At 63.3% G+C, this 17,175-nt stretch carries 16 protein-coding genes; 10 read left to right on the top strand and 6 right to left on the bottom strand.

What is annotated here, in order from left to right; translation table 11 throughout:
• Positions 1-93 precede the first annotated feature (93 nt).
• Both cbiQ and V8V93_RS11005 read left to right on the top strand, forming a co-directional pair.
• On the top strand, positions 94-864 hold the full coding sequence (gene cbiQ, locus V8V93_RS11010; RefSeq protein ID WP_338666719.1) for a cobalt ECF transporter T component CbiQ: 771 nt from the start codon (positions 94-96) through the stop codon (positions 862-864).
• Complete coding sequence (locus tag V8V93_RS11005; protein WP_338666718.1) at positions 861-1,577, top strand: energy-coupling factor ABC transporter ATP-binding protein; 717 nt, start codon at positions 861-863, stop codon at positions 1,575-1,577. The genes cbiQ and V8V93_RS11005 overlap by 4 nt, the downstream gene beginning before the upstream one ends.
• Before the next feature lie 7 nt (positions 1,578-1,584).
• Here V8V93_RS11005 and V8V93_RS11000 read toward each other — a convergent pair whose 3' ends face one another.
• The gene (locus V8V93_RS11000; protein ID WP_338666717.1) at positions 1,585-1,974 is read right to left on the bottom strand and encodes a response regulator; all 390 of its coding nucleotides are present in this window, start codon (positions 1,972-1,974) and stop codon (positions 1,585-1,587) included.
• 216 nt (positions 1,975-2,190) lie between these two features.
• Between V8V93_RS11000 and V8V93_RS10995 the strand changes: the two genes are divergently transcribed.
• Genes V8V93_RS10995 through V8V93_RS10960 form a run of 8 tightly spaced genes read left to right on the top strand, consistent with a single transcriptional unit; the run spans position 2,191 to position 10,743 of the window.
• A complete protein-coding gene (locus tag V8V93_RS10995; protein ID WP_338666716.1) occupies positions 2,191-3,582 on the top strand; it encodes an MATE family efflux transporter in 1,392 nt (463 codons plus the stop codon).
• Positions 3,583-3,591: 9 nt separating this feature from the next.
• Positions 3,592-4,473, top strand: a complete 882-nt coding sequence (locus V8V93_RS10990) for a DUF2156 domain-containing protein (protein ID WP_338666715.1) — start codon at positions 3,592-3,594, stop codon at positions 4,471-4,473.
• A 3-nt stretch (positions 4,474-4,476) separates the two neighbouring features.
• Positions 4,477-5,775: an alkaline phosphatase family protein gene (locus V8V93_RS10985; RefSeq protein ID WP_338666714.1), complete on the top strand. Its 1,299-nt coding sequence runs from the start codon at positions 4,477-4,479 to the stop codon at positions 5,773-5,775.
• A complete protein-coding gene (locus tag V8V93_RS10980; protein WP_338666713.1) occupies positions 5,776-7,920 on the top strand; it encodes an ATP-dependent helicase in 2,145 nt (714 codons plus the stop codon). It begins immediately after the preceding gene.
• Between the two features lie 16 nt (positions 7,921-7,936).
• Complete coding sequence (gene thiL, locus V8V93_RS10975) at positions 7,937-8,884, top strand: thiamine-phosphate kinase (protein WP_338666712.1); 948 nt, start codon at positions 7,937-7,939, stop codon at positions 8,882-8,884.
• A gap of 11 nt (positions 8,885-8,895) precedes the next feature.
• Complete coding sequence (gene tsaA, locus V8V93_RS10970) at positions 8,896-9,300, top strand: tRNA (N6-threonylcarbamoyladenosine(37)-N6)-methyltransferase TrmO (protein WP_338666711.1); 405 nt, start codon at positions 8,896-8,898, stop codon at positions 9,298-9,300.
• Positions 9,301-9,304: 4 nt separating this feature from the next.
• On the top strand, positions 9,305-10,171 hold the full coding sequence (locus tag V8V93_RS10965; RefSeq protein WP_338666710.1) for an alpha/beta fold hydrolase: 867 nt from the start codon (positions 9,305-9,307) through the stop codon (positions 10,169-10,171).
• An 11-nt stretch (positions 10,172-10,182) separates the two neighbouring features.
• On the top strand, positions 10,183-10,743 hold the full coding sequence (locus tag V8V93_RS10960) for a chalcone isomerase family protein (protein WP_338666709.1): 561 nt from the start codon (positions 10,183-10,185) through the stop codon (positions 10,741-10,743).
• A 113-nt stretch (positions 10,744-10,856) separates the two neighbouring features.
• Here V8V93_RS10960 and V8V93_RS10955 read toward each other — a convergent pair whose 3' ends face one another.
• From V8V93_RS10955 to V8V93_RS10935, 5 genes are all read right to left on the bottom strand, one after another.
• Positions 10,857-11,645, bottom strand: coding sequence for a formate dehydrogenase accessory sulfurtransferase FdhD (locus tag V8V93_RS10955; RefSeq protein ID WP_338666708.1), 789 nt, complete (start codon positions 11,643-11,645; stop codon positions 10,857-10,859).
• Positions 11,646-11,648: 3 nt separating this feature from the next.
• On the bottom strand, positions 11,649-12,563 hold the full coding sequence (locus tag V8V93_RS10950) for a formate dehydrogenase accessory protein FdhE (protein ID WP_338666707.1): 915 nt from the start codon (positions 12,561-12,563) through the stop codon (positions 11,649-11,651).
• A gap of 75 nt (positions 12,564-12,638) precedes the next feature.
• Complete coding sequence (locus V8V93_RS10945) at positions 12,639-13,373, bottom strand: 4Fe-4S dicluster domain-containing protein (RefSeq protein WP_338666706.1); 735 nt, start codon at positions 13,371-13,373, stop codon at positions 12,639-12,641.
• A 12-nt stretch (positions 13,374-13,385) separates the two neighbouring features.
• A complete protein-coding gene (gene fdnG / locus V8V93_RS10940) occupies positions 13,386-16,427 on the bottom strand; it encodes a formate dehydrogenase-N subunit alpha (RefSeq protein WP_338666705.1) in 3,042 nt (1,013 codons plus the stop codon).
• Between the two features lie 148 nt (positions 16,428-16,575).
• Positions 16,576-16,965, bottom strand: a complete 390-nt coding sequence (locus V8V93_RS10935; RefSeq protein ID WP_338666704.1) for a winged helix-turn-helix domain-containing protein — start codon at positions 16,963-16,965, stop codon at positions 16,576-16,578.
• Between the last annotated feature and the right edge of the window lie 210 nt (positions 16,966-17,175).

Raw genomic sequence — 17,175 nt, 5'->3', positions numbered from 1 at the left:
GGTTGCACGGCCACCGGTTTTGTATTACTCCTGTGACCCCGGTCCGAGTGCCGGATTGAACTTCCCCAACATGCACCGGAAACAGGAGCTTGCGTGGCCTTACTGACCGAGCCGTTCGCCTCGGGCGATTCCTTTCTGCACGGCATGGACCCGCGCATCCGGCTCCTGGCCGCGCTGGTTCTGACCGTGCCCGTGGCCGTGCTGCCGGAGTTCAGGCCCGCCTGGCTCGCCCTGGCCACCGGTCTGGTCCTGGTCAAGATGGCCCGGCTGAACATGCTGGTCGTGCTGAACCGCCTCCTGGTGGTCAACCTGTTCATCGTTTTCCTGTGGTTCTTCCTGCCCTTTTCCGTGCCGGGCGAGCCGGTCTTCGACCTCGGCCCGCTGCATGCCACGGTCCAGGGCATCGACCGCGCCCTGCTCATCACGGTCAAGTCCAACGCCGTGGTGGTCAGCCTGATGGCCCTGCTCGGGACCATTTCCATCCAGAACCTCGGCCCGGCCCTGCAACAACTCGGCGTACCCGACAAGCTGTGCCACATTCTGCTCTTTACCCACCGCTACATCTTCTCCATATACCAGGAGTACACGACCATGCGCCAGGCCATGCGGGCGCGCGGGTTCAAGCCGCGCACGGACACGCACACCTACCGCACCTACGCCTGGCTGGTGGGCATGCTCCTGGTCAAGAGCTGGGACCGCGCGGAACGGGTCCACGGGGCCATGCTCTGCCGGGGCTTCCGGGGCCGCTTCTACAGCCTGGCCGCCTTCCGGACCCGGCCCGCCGACTACCTGTTCCTGCTGGCCTGCGCCGCGCTGAGCGCAAGCCTGATCTATATGGGCTTCATCCAAGGGAGACCGCTGTGAGCCACGCCGTCATCGAACTGTCCGATATCTCTTACTCCTTCCCGGGGCGGCAGGAGACCCTCAACGGGCTGAACTTTCACCTGCATCCCGGCGAAAAGCTCGGCCTGTTCGGGCCCAACGGCGCGGGCAAATCCACCATGCTGCACATCCTCATGGGGCTGCTCACCCCGGACAAGGGCGAGGTAACCCTATTCGGCGCGCCCATGTCCGACGCCAAGGCGTTCGAGGCGGCCCGCTTGAAAATAGGCTTTCTTTTCCAGCACTCAGACGACCAGTTGTTCTGCCCCACGGTCCTCGACGATGTGGCCTTCGGCCCGCTCAACCAGGGCTTAAGCCAGGAGGAGGCCTCCGAGCGCGCCCGCGAGGCCCTGGAGACCGTCGGGCTGGCCGGATTCGAGGACCGCGTGCCGCACCGGCTCTCGGGCGGCGAAAAGAAATTGGTCGCCCTGGCCACCATCCTGTCCATGCGCCCCGAGGTCCTGGTCCTGGACGAGCCGACCACCGGGCTCTCGCCCGAGGCCAAGAACCGGCTGGTGGGCATCCTGAAGAGACTGGACATGGCCCGGCTGGTGGTCTCCCACGACCCGGACTTCCTGGCCGCCACCACCGACCGGCTGTTGGCCATGCGCGACGGCCGCATCCAGCCCGGCGAGCTCAAGCCGCACAGCCACGTCCACGTGCACGAGGAAGGGGACGTGCCCCATCAACATTAGAGGAAAATCAGCAGACCGCGCCGCAGACCTTCTCGATCTTTTCGCGCAGTTGCTGGGCGCTGAAGGGCTTGACCACGTAATTGGAGACGCCGAGCTTGATGGCCTGCAGGACGTTGTCGCGGAAGGCCTCGGCCGTGATCATGATGAAGGGCAAACACTTGTAATCGGGGTGCTTGCGGACGAGGGTGAGCAGTTCCTGACCGGTCATGCCGGGCATCTTGTGGTCGGACAGGATCAGGTCGATGGAATCCCGCTCGATGATCTCCCAGGCCGGACGGCCGTCGTCGGCCGTGATCACGTTCCGGAATCCCAATTCCCTCAAGTCATTCTTTATAATCCGCCGCATGGTGCTGGAATCGTCCACCACCAGAATACGCATATCCATGTTCAACTGCATCTTCCCACCGTCATCCGGCCACGCCCCGAAAGGCGCACCGTTCCCCCTTTGAAATAGAAAACTCACCGTACAGTGAATCCGCTCACAGAACAAGCCGATTAGAATCGCCTCGGTGGGGAAAAAAATAAGCCTCAGACCCTTGGCTTTCTGAAATAAGAACCTATTATGAAGCCACAGCCCGCCGAAGCCGGTCAACCTGAAACGAACCCCCGCATAATGTCGAACAACGATCTCACTGCGCAGATGTCGCGCTCTCCCACCCGAACCATCTGGAAGCTGGCCTGGCCCCAGTTGATCATGACCATGTTCCACGTGCTCATCGGCATGACGGACGTATGGGTGGCCGGGTATATCTCCCGCGAAGTCCAGGCCTCGCTGGGCATCATCACCCAGTCGCTGTTCTTCCTGCTGGTGGTCGCCATGGCCGTAGCCAACGGCGCGGTGGCGGCCATCAGCCAGTCCATCGGGGCCGGGCTGGAGCAACGCGCCCGGCGGTACGTGGGCTTGTGTCTCATCCTGGCCTGCCTGCTCGGGGCGGTGTTCCTGGTCGTGGGCCTACCGCTCAAGGACCTGCTCATCTCCGCCCTGCAGGTGCCGGAGTCCATGCGTCCGGTGACCCATTATTTCATGACCGTGTTCCTGCTCCTGCTGCCACCCTATTACATGCTGCTCATCACCAACGCCATCTTCCGAGCGCGCAAGCAGGTCTTCTACCCGCTCTACTGCATGATGATTGTCACCGGCTTGAACACCGTGCTCGACCTCGGCCTGGGGCTGGGCTGGTTCGGCCTGCCGGAAATCGGCTACAAGGGGCTGGCCTGGGCCACCTTCGGCTCGGTCACCTGCGGCGCGCTTTTCAACTTGGCCCTGCTGGCCGTGCAGGGGCAGCTCAACCCCGCCTGCTTCGCGCCCTGGCGCTGGATGAAGCGGGCCACGCCCTACCTGGTCAAGGTGGCCTGGCCCTCGGGGCTCATGCAGGTCGTCTGGCAGTCCGGCTATCTGGTCCTGTACGCCATCACCGCCAGCCTGCCCGGCGGCGCGGTCAACGCCCTGGCCGGCATGTCCATCGGGCTGCGCATCGAATCCCTGCTGTTCATGCCCGCCATGGCCTTCAATATGACCGCAAGCATCCTCATCGGCCACTACCTCGGCGCGCGGCAACCTCTGGAGGCCAAACGGTTCGGCTTCCGCATCCTGGCCCTGGGGCTGGTCTCCATCTCCCTGTTCGCCCTGGTGGTCTGGCAGTTCATCAACCCGTGGGTGGCCCTGCTCACCCGTGACACCGCCGTGGCCGCCCAGGCGGTCAGCTACCTCAAGTGGAACATGCTGGCCATCCCCTTCACCCTGACCAGCATGATCCTGGCCGGGGCCTTCAACGGGGCCGGAGCCACCGTGTACAACATGCTCATCATGGGCGGCGCGACCTGGATCCTCAGGCTCCCCCTGGCCTACCTCCTCGGCCACGAGGTCATGAACGGGGCCGAGGGCATCTGGATCGCCATGTTCTGTTCGCAGATCGTCCAGTCGTCCATCCTGTTCTATTTCTACAATTTCAAAAACTGGCAGCGTTTCGCCATGATCAGGCATCGAAACGGCCAAAAAGGATAAGGATTGTCCATGACCCTGAACTTCGAACCCATTTCTCTGGACCGGCAGGACGAATACCATGAAGCCCTGACCGGCTGTCCCCAATTGCTGACCAGCGACTTCTCCTTTGCCAACGTCTTCGGCTGGGCCGACCATTATGGCCTGGAGTGGGCCTTCCACAGCGGCCTGTGCTTCATCCGCCAGACCAGGCCGGAACCGGTCTGCTGGGCGCCCGTGGGCCCATGGGAAAGCTACGACTGGGCCGGATGCCGGGCCATGACCGAAGGGAAAAAATTCGTTCGCGTGCCCGAGGCCCTGACCCGGCTGTGGTCCATCGCCTACGGCAACAAGATGACCATCACCGAGAGCCGCGAGCACTGGGACTACGTCTACTCGGTGGAGGAGTTGATCGCCCTCAAGGGCAAGACCTTCCACAAGAAAAAGAACCTGCTCAACCAGTTCAAGAAGAACTACCTGTACACCTACGAGTCCATGGCCCCCGAGTGCGTGGAAGAGGTCCTGGAAATGCAGGACGAATGGTACAAGTGGTACGAGGAGAACAACCCGTCCGAGGCGCTCAAGGCCGAGAACCACGCCATCACCCGTGTGCTCCAGCACATCGACCAGATCAAGGGGTTGATGGGCGCGACCATCCGGGTGGACGGCAAGGTCATCGCCTACACCGTGGCCGAGCCCCTGTGCGAGGACTCCCTGGTCATCCACTTCGAGAAGGGCGACATCCGCTTCAAGGGCGTGTACCAGGCCATCAACCAGATGTTCCTGGAGAACGACGGGGCGGAGTACACCAACGTCAACCGCGAACAGGACCTCGGGGACGAGGGGCTGCGCAAGGCGAAGATGTCGTACAACCCCACTTTCTTCCTCAAAAAATTCGAGGCGGAACTGCTCTAGGCCATGTCCTTGCTCCTGCCCTCCGAGCCACGCCCCAAGCTGGCCGTCCTCGGCCTGGACGGCCTGCCGCTCGGCCTCGCCCGCTCCCTGGGCGCATCCCTGCCCAACCTGCGCAGGCTGGCTGAAGACGCGACCACGGTCCGGGCCGAACTGCCCGAGCTCTCCCCGGTCAACTGGACCTCCTTCCACACCGGGGAAGGCCCGGAGGCGCACGGCATTTTCGGCTTCTCCCACCTGGACCCGCAGACCTACGCGCTGCGCGTCACCCGGGCAACGGACGTGGCCTGCCCGACCGTCTTCGACCGGCTCGGCGAGCGGGGTCTGGTCTCGCGGGTGGTCAACCTGCCCAACACCTACCCGGCCCGCCCGCTGCGCGGCATGCTCGTGGCCGGGTTCGTGGCCCCGGAACTCAACGGCGCGGCCTACCCGCCATTCCTGGCCGACAAGCTCCATGAGGCGGGCTACAAGCTCGAAGCCGATACCAGCCGGGGCCGGGCCGACCTGGACTTTCTCCTGAGTGAGCTGCGCGCCACCCTCAACTCCCGGCTGACCGCCCTGGACATGCTCTGGCCCGATCTGGCCTGGGACCTGTTCGTGCACGTCTTCACCGAGACCGACCGGCTCTTTCACTTCCACATGGACGCGGTGCTCCATGCCAAACACCCGAACCACATGGCCTGCATGCGCTTTCTGGCGGACTGGGACCACGCCCTGGGCCGATTCCTGACCCGCTACGACGCGCTCCCCGGCCCCAAACGGCTCCTGGTCCTGGCCGACCACGGCTTCACCGAGTTGAAGACCGAGGTCAGCCTGAACACATGGCTTACGCGAGCCGGGCTCCTCTCCCTGTCCGGGCCGCCGCAGGACGAATGGGACGCCTCGAAGATCACCCCCGAATCCAAGGCCTTCGCCCTGGACCCCGGCCGCATCTACCTCCACGAACGAGGGCGGTTCGCGCGAGGCCGGGTGGAACCGATCGAACGCGAGGGGCTGCTCGGCCGCATCTCGGACGGGCTCATGGCCCTGGAATACGAGGGCAAGCCGGTCCTCAAGGCCGTACACCGGGGCGCGAACGCCTATCCGGGCGCAACCTCGGACCAATGCCCGGACCTGGTCGTCGAAGCCCGCCCCGGCTTCGACCTCAAGGCCAAATTCGATCGCCGAAATATTTTTGGTTTGCATGGACGCACCGGGACACATACGGTGGACGGAGCCATTTTCGCCGACTCACACGGCGCACGGCCCGAACGGATGCGGGACGTCGGGCGTATCATACTGCAACACTTCGACATCACGGAATAAATGAGCATCGACTTCGAGAACGAACTGAACGAGGCGCAACGCGAGGCCGTGACCACCACCGAAGGGCCGGTGCTGGTCATCGCCGGGGCCGGTTCGGGCAAGACCCGGACCATCGTCTACCGGCTGGCCCATCTGGTGAACCAGGGCGTGGACCCGGCCCAGATCCTGCTCCTGACCTTCACACGCAAGGCCGCCCAGGAGATGCTCGCCCGTGCCGAGACCATCCTCGGCCGCTCCCTGCACGGGACCTCGGGCGGCACCTTCCACTCGTTCGCCTACGCCACCCTGCGGCGCAACGCGGCGGACATCGGCTTCGAATCCGGGTTCACTCTCATGGACCGGGCGGACAGCGAAAACATCTGCAAGGAGGTCCGGGACACCCTCAAGCTCGGCAAGGGGGACCGCTCCTATCCCAAGAAGGCCACCCTGCTGGACATGATCACCAAGTCCCGCAACAAGGAGTTGACCATCGAGGCGGTCATGGAGCGCGAGGCCTACCACCTGAGCCCCTACCTGGAAGACATCCAGCGCATTGCCGACGGCTACGCCCAGTTCAAGCGCGAGCACGCCCTGGTGGACTACGACGACCTGCTCTTTCTCCTGGATGATCTGCTGGCCAAGAACGAACCGCTGCGCAACCAACTCCAGGCCCGCTATCGCTACATCATGGTCGACGAGTACCAGGACACCAACCTGGTCCAGGCGCGTATCGTCAAACACCTGGCCGGGACCAAGGGCAACGTCATGGCCGTGGGCGACGACGCCCAGTCCATTTACGCCTTCCGCGGGGCCAACGTGGCCAACATTCTGGAATTCCCAAATATATTCGAAGGCACCAGGGTCATCCGGCTGGAGAAGAACTACCGCTCGGTGCAGCCCATCCTGGACCTGACCAACGAGATCCTCAAGGGCGCGACCACCAAGTTCGACAAGCACCTGTACTCGGACCTCAAGAGCGACAAACTGCCCCAGGTGGTCCACCCCCTGAGCGACCAGACCCAGGCCCGGCTGGTGGTGGACCAGATACTGGAGCTGGGACGCAAGCATCTGCTGCACGATGTGGCCGTGCTCTTCCGCGCGGGCTACCAGTCCTTCCCGTTGGAAGTGGCGCTGACGCGCATCGGCATCGACTACCAGAAATTCGGCGGCATCCGCTTTCACGAGGCCGCCCATGTCAAGGATGTGCTTTCCTACATCCGACTGATCCTCAACCCCCACGACCTGCTCGCCTGGCAGCGGGCCATGGAGCACATCAAGGGTGTGGGCCCCAAGACCGTGGCCAAGATCTACCAGGCCATGCACTCGGGCGACAAGAAGTACATGGCCAAGATGGTCAAAAAGCACGAACCGCTCAAGGAGCTGCTGACCGAACTGGACCGGTTGCGCGCCGGGCCCATGAAGCCGTCGACCATCCTCGAAGCCGTGCTCGCCTTCTACCAGCCCATCCTCATCGAGAAATACCCGGACGACTATCCCAAGCGCCAGGCCGGGCTGGAGCAGCTCAGCCAGATCGCGGCGGGCTACCAGGACATGGAGCAATTCATCGGCGACCTGTCCCTGGACGGCGACCCCGAGGATGAGAAGCGCAAGGAAAACGCGGTGGTCCTGTCCACGGTCCACTCGGCCAAGGGGCTCGAATGGGCGGCGGTGATCATCATCGACCTGGTGGAGGACCGCTTCCCGTCGCGCAAGGCCATGCAGCGGGCCGAGGACCTGGAGGAGGAACGCCGCCTGATGTACGTGGCCTGCACACGGGCCAAGGAGGAACTCAAGCTGTTCGTGCCCGGCTCGGTCTACAACCGGGCCAGCGGCATGTCCGACCCGACCCTGCCCAGCCCGTTCATACTGGAGTTGCCGGACACGGTCTTCGAACGGCTGAACGAATCCTACGGCGGCAACCTGGAGACCCGGCGGCGATCGGTGTACACTCTGCCCGAACCGACCGTCCCCGCCCAAGACGGAGGCGAGCCGGGGGACGCCGGGCCCGCGCGGCCCAAGGCCGACCCGTCCAAACTCGGGTTCTGCAAACACAAGATTTTCGGCAAGGGCAAGATCGTCGCCCAACTGGAACCGAACAAATACAGGGTCAATTTCCCCGGCTTCGGCCTCAAGGTCATCATCGGGGACTACCTGGAATTCCTGTGATGGAGTATACAATCCCATGCGAAGCGAAGCACACTTTCTGGAACTGATCGACAGCCACTTCTCCCGCGAGCACGATTTCCTGGCCCTGGGCCGGGGCGACGACTGCGCCGTGCTCCGGGGCGGAACCGACTACTGCGTGACCTCGGACCTCTTTCTGGAGGGCGAGCACTTTCGGCGCGATTACTTCTCGGCAGCCGACATCGGCTACAAGGCCCTGGCCGTGAACATCAGCGATATCGCGGCCATGGGGGCCAAACCCGTGGCTTTCACCATGGACTTGATGGCCCCGGTGGACCTCCCGGACGAATTCTGGGACGAATTTCTCAGGTCCATGGCCGGACTGGCCCGGCAAAACGACATGGTCCTGGCGGGCGGCGACCTGAGCCGGAGCGACCGGCTGGGCATATCCATCTCAGCCTTCGGCGCGCCCGGCTCCACCGGGTTCCTGCGGCGCCGCAACTGCGCCTTCGGGGACATCCTGTTCACCGTGGGCGACATCGGCCTGGCCCGGACCGGGCTCATGGCCCTGGAGGCCGAGGGCATCAAGGCGCGCGAGACCCTGCCCGCCGCGGTCATGGCCCACCTGCGGCCCAAACCCAAAGTCATGATCGGCACCCTGCTCAACGCGGCCGGGATCAAGGGGCTCATGGACCTGTCCGACGGCCTGGCCCGCGACCTGCCCCGCTTCACGGGGCCGGACCTGGGCGCGAACCTGACCATTGATCCCGAGACCCTGCACAACGACCTGCACGCCTGGTGCAAGGCGGCAGGTCTCGACCCGGTGGAATTCGCCGTGCTCGGCGGCGAGGACTATTCCCTGCTCGGCGCGGTCTCCCCGTTCGACGCGGGCAAGGCCCGGTCCGTACCCGGCTTCATGGAGATCGGCACGGTCACCAGGGAGCCCGGCATCATCCTGAACGGCAAGCCGTTCGACAACCCCGGATTCGACCACTTCAGCCAATAAACGGAGGCCCCATGGACAAGGAACTGGTCATCATCGGTACCGTTCAATCGGAGATCAAGGACATCGAATCGGCCCCCAAGATGGAAACCGAGGCCGGAGCCGTGCGCGCCCGCATCGTCATGGACCCGGCCTATGCCGAGGCCATGGACGGGCTTGAACCGGGCGACAGGCTCGAACTTTTCACATGGTTCCACAAGTCCGACCGCACGGTCCTCAAGGTCCATCCGAGGGGCATCAAGGACCGCCCCCTGCGCGGCGTGTTTGCCACCCGCTCCCCGGCCCGGCCCAACCCCATCGGCCTGCACCGCGTCACCCTGGTAGCCATCGAAGAGCCCCTGACCCTGGTGGTGGAGCCGCTGGAGGCCATCGACGGCACCCCGATCATCGACATCAAGCCCAAGCCTCGGGAAAAGTAGCCGGATGGACCGGTTCGAGGCCGTGGAGACCACCGGCGAGAGCCAGGTGGGCGGATGGGTGCAGACCACCGACGGCGTACGCCTGTGGGTGGAGATCCGCGGCACGGGCAGGCCCGTCATCCTGCTCCACGGCTGGACCATGAGCTCCCTGTTCTGGCGGCGCCAGGCCCAACTGGCGGACGCCTGCCAGGTGGTGACCATCGACTTTCGCGGCCACGGCCGCTCCCAGTCCACGCCGCGCGGCCACACCGTCCCGCGCTACGCCCTGGACGTGCGCGAGGTGATCGCCGCGCTGGGGCTGACCCGTGCCCTGCTCCTGGGCTGGTCCATGGGCGGCTCCGTGGTGCTGGAATACTGGCACCGGTTCGGCCCGGACCGGCTGGCCGGGCTCGGCTTGGTGGAGACCGGCCCGTATCCCATGTCTCCGGCGCCGTGGAACGTGCACAAATGCCACGGCCACAACGAGGAGGCCATGCGCGAAGACCTGGCCGCCATGCAGGCGGACCGCAGGGGATTCGCCGAGCGGTTCGTCAACGCCATGTTCCTGCCCGGCCACGCCCCGGAACACGCCCTGAAATGGATGGTCGCCGAGCAACTCAAGGCCGCCCCGGACACGGCCTCCGCCATCTACGAGGACTACGCCCGGCGCGACTACACGCCCGTGCTGCCCTCGGTGAGCCTGCCCGCCCTGGTGGTTTACGGCCGCTCCCTGCACATGTGCTACGGGCCTTCCACCGGCCGATTCGTGGCCGCGTCCCTGCCGGATTCGCGCTTCGTCATCCTGGACAAAAGCGGCCATATGCCGTTTTATGAACAACCCGAAGAGTTCAACCAAACCGTTTCCGGATTTCTGGACACCCTGAACGCCTGAGGAGGCCCCCCATGAAACGACTTTTTGCCGCCCTGCTGTTGGCCCTGCTCTGCCTCACCCCGGCCCGCGCGGCCGAGCTGGCGGGCGTGACCCTGCCCGACACCGTGGAGGTGGGCGCCCAGAAGCTCGTGCTCAACGGCATAGCCCTGCGCGAGAAATTCGTCTTCGACGTCTATGTGGCGGGCCTCTACCTGACGGAGAAGTCCAGCGATCCCGCAGCGATCCTCCAAAAGGAAGAACCGCGCATGATGGTCATGCACTTTGTCCGCGACGTGGACGCCAAGGCCATCAGGGAGGCGTGGATCGACGGCCTCGAGGCCAACGTGAAGGACATCACCCCGGACCTGCGCGACAAATTCGACCAACTGAACGACATGATGACCGACATCAAGGAGGGCCAGGAGATGGGCTTCACCTATGATCCGGGCACCGGCACCGACGTCATGGTCGCCGGAATGGCCCGGGGCGGCATCCCCGGCAAGGACTTCGCCGACGCCATCCTGGCCACCTGGATCGGCCCCAAGCCCGGACCGGGCAAAACTTTCAAGAAACAGATACTGGGCGAGAACTAGCCCACGCGGAAGACGCATGAAAAAGCGTGCAAGGCCCCCCTTGCACGCCGTCGATGAAATAAACCATCCACCGATCGCCGCGAAACGGCCTTCCCTCCTTCCCCCAAGTCCCCTTAGCGGAACCGCCAGCCGTTGGCGTAGACGTTGAAGGAATTGTCCTTGATGCGCCCGACCAGGCTCAGGTTGTTGCGCTCGGCGTAGGTGATGGCCGAACTGGTCGCGGCCGAGAACCCGCAGAGCACCGGAATGTTGGCCGTGGTCGCCTTGGTGGCCAGCTCAAGGGCGAGCCTGGACGAGAGCATGGCGATGGTCACCGACTCCAGGGTTCCCTCCAACAGCGCCCGGCCCACGGCCTTGTCAAAGGCGTTGTGCCGCCCCACGTCCTCCCCGTAGGAGATCAGCTCCCCTTCCACCGAGAACAGGGCCGCCGCATGGGTGGAGCCGGTGTTCTTGAACAGACTCTGCCGCCGCTCGAACAACTCCTTCAGTTCGAAGAGCAACTCCGGGGCGATGTGCACCGGCCGGGGGGAGGGATAGATGCGCCGCACGGCCACCGGGGTCTTGAGGACCACGTCCACGCGCGACGGGCCGTGATAGGAAAAGGCGATGTTCAGGATGTCCTCCGGGCACATGACCCTGGACAGCGAGAACAGGTAGCCCGCCACCAGGTTCAGGTCGTCGCCCGGCGTCCGGGCCAGGATCGCCTCCGCCTGACCGTTGACGGTCAGGCGGATGTCCGCCTCCTCAGCGATCTGGTCGTCCTTGAAGGACAGCTTTCCGTCCGAATACCGCTGGATGGTCACCGGACAGGCCAGTTGCAGGGGCCGGACCTCGGCCGGACGTTCGGTCCGCCTGGGTTCCGCCTGGCCGCTCACGGCCCTGAGGTGCGAAATGGGTGCCATGGTCTACTCCAGGCTGTTCCAGAGGGTCGAGGAAATGGGGATCAGATCGTGCTCGCGGGCGAAGATATCCAAATGGATCAGCCCGATCTGCACGGCATCCAGGTCCGGCAGGGGCTCGCACTCCCGCATGTCGATGCTCAGGCAGTACTTGCCGCACTTGTGGCACGCCTCGATGCGCTCGAACTTGGCATTCTCCTGGTAGAAGACCTCCCGCGACTCGTTCTCGTCGTTGCCGCAGGCCGGGCAGGCGTTGCGCTTATAGCGCCAGTCGTGACCGCACAGGGAGCAGTGCAGGAACTTCTTGCCGCCGCCGCCCACCAACTGGTCCAGATCAGTCACTTCCCTGGGGGAAAGCTGGGCGATGGAGGGCGTGGCCCCGCACACGGGGCAGTACCCCTCGTCCCAGGCGAGCGCGGAAAGGGGCTCGCCCAGACCATGGACCAAAGCACGCAGAACAGGCGAGAAAACGGTCTCTGAAACATACAGCAGCGTGGTATACGGTTCAATGCCAAGCTGTACGGAGGTATTCTCAAAGTGTTTCCAATTGCCCTCGATGCGAGCCTGGGCAAGCCCCGCAATATTGTCGGCGTCGTCCATGAATTTCTCAAGCTTCCGCCAGGCGTTTTCGTCCGGCTTCAACACGTCGAAGAGCAGGGGCAGCATGGCCGCCGCCGACTTCTTCAGGATCTCGGCCCAAGGGGCGAGGTCCGCGTCAACCAGGACGGGCACGCCCTGGTGGGTGCGCGCCTCGTCGATCTCGGGCAGGGTCAATCCCTCGGCCGCGAATTCGTCGCACAGCCGGGCCTTTTCCACAAACAGCGGACCGAACTTGTCGGCCAACTCGGCATAGGCGGGAACACGTTTCTTGATGATGTCGAGGGTCGAGACTACTGTTTTCCGGTCGGAAGCCGATTTCATGGAGTTCTCCGGTCCCCGTTTCGGGCCGGAACGCCCCTTTCGAGACGCTCCGGCCACCTGCGGAGACAGTTCAGGTTATGCCTTCATGGCCTTGAAGGGTCTTGCCAAGGTGGCAAGGAACTGCTTCTTCGACATGGGGCCGACGTTGGCCTCGGCCACCGCGTGCCCGAAGTAGTTCGCGGGCTCGTCGATGAGCAGGTAGATGACGTTGACGTCGTCGGGATCGGCCAGCATGGCCTTGGGCCACTTCTTCTTCAGGTTGGCCAGACGCTGTTCGGCCAGCTTGAGCATATCCTCACGCTCGCCGAAGTTCATGGTCCCGGTGGGACAGACCTTGACGCAGGCGGGCAGCATACCCGCGTGTACGCGTTCGTTGCACATGGTGCACTTGCTCATCAGCCCGGTCTGGTCGTTGCGCCGCGGGATGTTGTACGGACACGCATCCCGGACCTCTCCGGCCTCTTCCTTCGAGAATTTCCTGGTCTTCTCGGTGAAGATGACCGCACCGGTCTTCTCGTCCTGGACGATGGCATCCTCGACGTAGACGTCACCCAGTTCCTTGCACGGGGGGACTACGCAATGGCGGCACTGTTCCGGGAAGAAGTTCCAACGGACCACACCGTCCTCGAGGTGTTCGCTGAAGCGAACGAGTTTGTAGTTGTTGGGGTTCAAATCCTGCGGATTCTGATGGCTGCCCCAATGATACTGGGTCGTCTTGTTGGCGGGCAGTTCATTCCACTCCTTGCAGGCGATCTGACAGCCGCGGCACGCCGTGCAGCGGGATGTATCTATCAAGAATGACTTAGGCATGGCGCATCCTCCTTAGGTTGCCAGCTCGGTGAGCTTGTCTGCCTTGCGGATATTCACGCAGCAGGCCTTGAATTCCGGAATCGAGGTATTCGGGTCACCGACGGAAGGCGTCAGCCTGTTGGTGGAATCACCGGTTCCGGGCGTCGTCCAGCCGAAGCAGAACGGCATGCCTATTTCATGGATGACCTGTCCATGCACCTTGAGCGGGCGCATGCGGACCGTGACCATGGCTATGGCTTCGACCCGGCCGCGGATGGACTCCACGATCACGCCGTCGCCGTTTTTGATGCCCTTTTCCTGCGCCAGTTCCGGGCTCATCTCCACGTAGAGCTGCGGCTCGGCCTCGAGCAGGTTGGGGATGTTCCGGGTCTCGCCGCCGCCGCACCAGTGCTCGGTCAGACTGTAAGTGGTCAGCACGATCGGGTACTTGGGATCGGCGGGCTTGGCCAGCTTGTCCATGTTGGACGAGACGAACTTGTACACCGGGCTGTTGAGCTGCTTGGAGAACAGGTTCTTGTTCACCGGCGTCTCCACGGGCTCGTAGTGCTCGGAGAACGGGCCGTCCTGACGGCCGGGGCCGTAGATCTGGCCGAAGCCGTCCTTGGTCATGATGAACGGATACTTGCCCTTGCCGGTAGCAATGGGCGGCCAGCCGCCGTCGGGCACGTCGCCGATCCACTTGCCGTCCTTCCACTCGATGACGGCCTTGGCCGGGTTGTACGGCTTGCCGTTCAGGTCGACCGAGGCGCGGTTGTAGAGGATGCGGCGGTTGACCGGCCAGCACCAGGACCAGTTCGGGAACAGGCCGATGTTGGCCTGCATCGCGGTCTGCTGGGTAGAGCGGCGCTTGGCCTTGTTGCCGTCCTCCTCGGTGTAGCTGCCCGCGTACAGCCAGTTCAGGCTCATGGTCGAGCCGTCGTCGGCCAGTGCGGTGAAGGAAGGCACCTGCTGCCCCTTCTTGTACAACTTGTCCTTGACCTTGGTATCCTTTGTGAAGCGGCCGTTGATGCGGGCGCACAGGTCGTCCGGATCATAGGTCTCGGGGTAGTCGAGCCAGGTGATGGCCTCGGGCAGCTTGCCGCCCTCCTTCTCGTACAACGCCTTCACGCGGGACATGAATCCGCAGAACATGTCGCCGAAGGCCCGTGCCTCGAAGGCGGGCTTGATGACCTGGTAGTGCCAGAGCAGCCAGCGGCCGGAGTTGGTCACCGAGCCGTCCTTTTCCAGGCGGTGGGCCGAAGGCAGGAGGAAGACCTCGGTCTTGACCTTCTTCGGGTCCACGCCGGGGCGATGCCAGTTGTCCGTGGTCTCGGAGTGGTGCAACTCGGAAGTTACCAGCCATTCGAGATTGTCCATGGCCTTGCGCAGCTTGTTGGAATTGGGCACGGAGTTCATCGGGTTCAGACCAATGATGATGCCGCCCCGGATCTTGCCCTGGTACATGCGGTCGAAGAGGAAGAGGTAGGAATAGTCCTCGCCCTTCTCGATCTTGGGCAGCAGCTCGTAGCAGAAGCCGTTTTCCTTGGTGGCGTAATCGCCGTACCAGGCCTTGAGCAGGCTGGCGAAGTACTTGGGCTTGTGCTGCCACCAGTTGGCGGACATGGGATCGTGACTGATCGGGGTGTTGGCCTTGATGTACTCGTCGTAGGTCTGCCAGCCGTTGTGCGGCATGGCCATGTAACCCGGGATGATGTGGTACAACAGGGTATGATCCGTGGAGCCCTGGACGTTGGGCTCGCCGCGCAGGGCGTTGATGCCGCCGCCGGCCACGCCGATGTTGCCCAGCAGGAGCTGGATAATGCCGGCCGAGCGGATGTTCTGCACGCCGACGGTGTGCTGGGTCCAGCCCAGGGCGTACATGACGGTCCCGGCCTTGTCCGGTTTACCGGTGGCCGCGAAGGCCTCGTACACCTTGAGCAGGTCTTCCTTGGACACGCCGGTGGTGGCCGAAACGGTGTCCAGGTCGTAGCGGGAATAATGTTCCTTGAGAAGCTGGAACACGCAACGGGGGTTCTTCAGGCTGGTGTCGCGAACGGGAACGCCGTTCTTGTCCATCTCGAAGCCCCACTTGCTCTTGTCGTAGGAACGGGTCTTGAGGTCGTAGCCGGTGAACAGGCCGTCCTTGAACCCGTAGTCCTTGCCCACGACGAGCGCGGCGTTGGTGTACTGAGCCACGTATTCGTGGAAGTACTTCTCATTTTCGACGATGTACTTGATCATTCCGCCCAGGAAGGCGATGTCCGTTCCGGACCGCAAGGGGACATGGAAATCCGAACGTGCGGAGGTGCGGGAGAACTTCGGGTCCACGTGCATTACCGTGGCGCCCTTGTCCTTGGCTTCCAACACCCACTTGAACGAAATCGGATGGTGTTCGGCAGCATTACTGCCCATTATAAGGATGGAATCGGCATTCTTGATGTCGATCCAGTGGTTGGTCATCGCACCGCGTCCGAACGACTCTCCCAGAGCCGCAACTGTGGCGCTGTGTCAGATACGTGCCTGGTGGTCCATGTGGACGACACCCAGGCCGCGCATCGCCTGATGGGCGATGGCACATTCCTCGTTGCCCGCGTGGGAGGTGCCCAGCAGGAACATGGATTCGAGACGGTTGACGGTTTTCCCCTTGTCATCCTTGAGGATGATGTCCTTGTCGCGGGTGTCCTTGATGCGCCGGGCGATGCGATCCAGCATCCAGTCCCAGTCCTTCTCTTCCCACTTGTCGCTGTAAGGAGCGCGGTACAGGGGCTTTTGCAGCCGGTGATGACTGGTGGTCATGCTGAACATGGCCGCGCCCTTGGCGCACAACGAGCCTTCGTTGATGGGGTAGTCGGGGTCGCCCTCGGTGTTCACGAGCTTGCCGTCCTTGACGTACCCGATGATGTGGCAGCTCACCGAACAGAACGGACAGACCGTCACAACCTCTTTGGCGCCGGAGATCTTGAGCTCCGCCGCGTAGGCCTTGATCGGAGTCAGGCTGACTCCGAGCTGACCGAGGGTGAGACACGCCGCTCCGGAGCCTGCGAGCTTCATGAAGCTTCGGCGGTCGAGTTTCATACCTTTGGCCTCCTTGCTATGCGCCGGACCATGGATTCGGTCCGACTGTTGCTGTCCCGAGCGGAATGCCCAGGTTCGGCAATCGTAGCATTAAATCCAATAAATTCAATATGTTATTATTAACACATTGAAGACCGGAGGAATCCGCTCATTTATATCGGTCAAGAGAAAAAGGCAGGAATTCCTGGCTCTTGGAGAGAGCAAAGGCCTCCACTTCCCGGTACCACTGGTCGTAACACTTGGCGATGGACTTTCCGAAGGCGGTCAGATGGTATCCGGCACGCCGGTTGGAGGCCCGCTCAATGAGCTTGCGCCCGATGAGTTCCTCGGTGGTCTTGATCTTGCCCCAGGCGCCTCGGTAGGACATGCCCAAGGCCTCGGCCGCTGCTTTGAGGGAACCATGTTCCTCGACGCATTTCAGCAACTGCAACCGGCCAAGGCCGAACAGGACGCCCTCCTCGGTCTCGAACCACAGGTGCATGCGCATGGTGGGATTTCGCTTGCCGCAAGCATTCTTTGTCGATCTCGCATCCAGCATGGTCTACCTCCCCGCGGGCATGTCAGGAATCCCCGGTGACCGGCCGCCGCCGGCACCGGACCGCGCCCGGGCCGGACGTTTCACTCCGGAACGGCCCCTGTGCGGGGCACCTCCGGATTTGCCGGAATCAAACGGACAGATGGTCATGGGTCATCCTCACGGTTTATTATGCCCACATAGACATAACTACTCTCTATGGGACTCGCAGGC

The sequence above is a fragment of the Pseudodesulfovibrio sp. 5S69 genome (assembly GCF_037094465.1).
GTDB classification, from domain to species: domain Bacteria; phylum Desulfobacterota; class Desulfovibrionia; order Desulfovibrionales; family Desulfovibrionaceae; genus Pseudodesulfovibrio; species Pseudodesulfovibrio methanolicus.
Note: the sequence above shows the minus strand (reverse complement) of the source record. Positions and strands in the feature narration are given on the sequence as shown.

Bases quoted from the DNA above. Each gene is read 5' to 3' on its own strand.
- V8V93_RS10990 (WP_338666715.1), top strand. From the start codon at position 3,592: ATGACCCTGAACTTCGAACCCATTTCTCTGGACCGGCAGGACGAATAC.
- V8V93_RS10935 (WP_338666704.1), bottom strand. From the start codon at position 16,965: ATGCTGGATGCGAGATCGACAAAGAATGCTTGCGGCAAGCGAAATCCC.
- V8V93_RS10985 (WP_338666714.1), top strand. From the start codon at position 4,477: ATGTCCTTGCTCCTGCCCTCCGAGCCACGCCCCAAGCTGGCCGTCCTC.
- V8V93_RS10950 (WP_338666707.1), bottom strand. From the start codon at position 12,563: ATGAAATCGGCTTCCGACCGGAAAACAGTAGTCTCGACCCTCGACATC.
- V8V93_RS11000 (WP_338666717.1), bottom strand. From the start codon at position 1,974: ATGCAGTTGAACATGGATATGCGTATTCTGGTGGTGGACGATTCCAGC.
- V8V93_RS10955 (WP_338666708.1), bottom strand. From the start codon at position 11,645: ATGGCACCCATTTCGCACCTCAGGGCCGTGAGCGGCCAGGCGGAACCC.
- V8V93_RS10945 (WP_338666706.1), bottom strand. From the start codon at position 13,373: ATGCCTAAGTCATTCTTGATAGATACATCCCGCTGCACGGCGTGCCGC.
- thiL (WP_338666712.1), top strand. From the start codon at position 7,937: ATGCGAAGCGAAGCACACTTTCTGGAACTGATCGACAGCCACTTCTCC.
- V8V93_RS10965 (WP_338666710.1), top strand. From the start codon at position 9,305: ATGGACCGGTTCGAGGCCGTGGAGACCACCGGCGAGAGCCAGGTGGGC.
- V8V93_RS10980 (WP_338666713.1), top strand. From the start codon at position 5,776: ATGAGCATCGACTTCGAGAACGAACTGAACGAGGCGCAACGCGAGGCC.
- V8V93_RS10960 (WP_338666709.1), top strand. From the start codon at position 10,183: ATGAAACGACTTTTTGCCGCCCTGCTGTTGGCCCTGCTCTGCCTCACC.
- V8V93_RS10995 (WP_338666716.1), top strand. From the start codon at position 2,191: ATGTCGAACAACGATCTCACTGCGCAGATGTCGCGCTCTCCCACCCGA.
- tsaA (WP_338666711.1), top strand. From the start codon at position 8,896: ATGGACAAGGAACTGGTCATCATCGGTACCGTTCAATCGGAGATCAAG.